A 2545-nucleotide genomic window follows, 5' to 3' on the forward strand; every position below is an offset into this window, starting at 1 on the left:
AACAGACGCAGTGAGTTTATTATCTTAGAGATGTAGCCGAGAACATAAAAACAACAAAGCAATTTTTTTTCGATGATCCTGCTGTAGGATTTAAAACAAGCAGCACTAAGCCCAGAAGAGCGCTCAAATTGAGCGCTCTTTTTCTTTTTATATGCTCTTTTTTTTACGTTTTTATAAGTATATCTAAAAAAATGAAACAATAATGATTTTTCTTATTCTACAACTTGCTGATATGTAGATATTTAGCTTTTGTTTCTTTTTCTTGGGATGTTGTACTAGCTAATTATATGAAATACAATATTTTAATATAATGTAGAATTTTGACTGTATTAGGTTAAGCTTAACATAAAAGTTGTAAGAGCCTAGTACATACATAATTAAGCACTGAATTTCGACACAAAAAAAGAAGTTATGAAAAAAAGACTAATACCAATTGCTCTTGTTATGGGCGCAATATCAGCAAACGCACAGGTGGGTATTGGAACATCAACACCTAATAAGTCTGCAGAACTAACCGTGGAAGCAAAAGACCGCGGATTGTTGATTCCGAATGTATCTTTAGAAAATACGAAAGACACAAAAAGAATTACTAGTGGAAATGTAAACAGTTTATTAGTATTTAATACAACTAATAATGCTGTAATTAAACCGGGATATTACTATTGGTATGTAGACAAATGGGAACGCTTAACAGCTGATAGCGATATTCCTGCAATTGTTGTAAATAACTTTGAAAATATATTAAACATGGATGGAGATAAGGTGACAAACCTTATCAAAAACATTGTGAGAACAACTGAAGGTAATGTAATTTATGAAGGGGATAAATTATATTACATCAATGATAATGGAGACAAAGTAGAAATTAACTTTGGGGATATTGTCAGTGCAAATGAAAGTAAAACTATTCTTGTTTCTACTACATCTAAGAAGCAACAATACTATCTTTCTGAAGCGTATTTACAAGTTAATGACACACTTCCTACACAAGCAGAGATTGATGCATGGACTGTTGCGAATTTACCAGCAGGCGTGTATCTTATTGATGTTGTAGGAGGTGTCGTTAACAATTTTGAAGAAGTGGTTAATCATGGACCAGTTACTATAGATGGTCGTACGTATCCAACGATTAATGATTATATCACACATTTAGTTCAAACAACTGGTGGATTTACTAAAATTGTATACGATAGCGAGAACAGAAATGCTAGCTTCCAACAATGGGATGCTGCTACTAATTCATGGGTAAACGTAATTAATAGTAAATTCAAGAAAATTATTACGGATAATGAAAGCAAAACAGAAATCATTACCGTTAATAAAAAACAATACTACGTATCAGAAGCTTACCTACAAGCACATGATGGTGTAGTGCCAACTACGGTTGATCCAACGGCTTTACCTGCTGGTATCTATGCTATTGATGTAGTCGGAGGAGTAATCAATAATTTTGAAGAGATCGTAAATAACGGACCTGTTACTATAGATGGTCGTACGTATCCAACAATCAATGATTATATCACGCATTTAACGCAAACAACAGGTGGATTTACTAAAATTGTTTACGACCAAAGTACAGGGGATGTAATTTTCCAAGAATGGGATGCGTCTACAAACTCATGGGTGAATGTAGACAATAGTAAATTTGAGACAATCGTTCAATCGAATGAAAGCAAAACGGAAATCATTACCGTTAATAAAAAACAATACTACGTATCAGAAGCTTACCTACAAGCACATGATGGTGTAGTGCCAACTACGGTTGATCCAACGGCTTTACCTGCTGGTATCTATGCTATTGATGTAGTCGGAGGAGTAATTAATAATTTTGAAGAGATCGTAAATAACGGACCTGTTACTATAGATGGTCGTACGTATCCAACAATCAATGATTATATCACGCATTTAACGCAAACAACAGGTGGATTTACTAAAATTGTTTACGACCAAAGTACAGGGGATGTAATTTTCCAAGAATGGGATGCGTCTACAAACTCATGGGTGAATGTAGACAATAGTAAATTTGAGACAATCGTTCAATCAAATGAAAGCAAAACGGAAATCATTACCGTTAATAAAAAACAATATTACGTATCAGAAGCTTATCTACAAGCACATGACGGTGTAGTGCCAACTACGGTTGATCCAACGGCTTTACCTGCTGGTATCTATGCTATTGATGTAGTTGGAGGAGTAATCAATAATTTTGAAGAGATCGTAAATAACGGACCTGTTACTATAGATGGTCGTACGTATCCAACAATCAATGATTATATCACGCATTTAACGCAAACAACAGGTGGATTTACTAAAATTGTTTACGACCAAAGTACAGGGGATGCGATTTTTCAAGAATGGGATGCCTCTACAAACTCATGGGTGAATGTAGACAATAGTAAATTTGAGACAATCGTTCGTGCTAACGAAACGTTGACTGTATTGACATATGACAAAGCAACGAATACGTTAACGTATGCTGATGAAGATAAGATCACGCACGATTTAGTATTGGGAACAGGAGCTGTATCATATGATGCTGCAACAA

At 34.7% G+C, this 2545-nt stretch carries 1 pseudogene; it reads left to right on the plus strand.

From position 1 onward, the window contains the following. Window positions 1-411: 411 nt before the first annotated feature. Window positions 412-2545 (plus strand): annotated as a pseudogene (locus H4K33_RS16180) (hypothetical protein); the annotation flags it as partial.

It is taken from the genome of Myroides sp. WP-1 (assembly GCF_014145635.1).
Lineage (GTDB): Bacteria > Bacteroidota > Bacteroidia > Flavobacteriales > Flavobacteriaceae > Flavobacterium.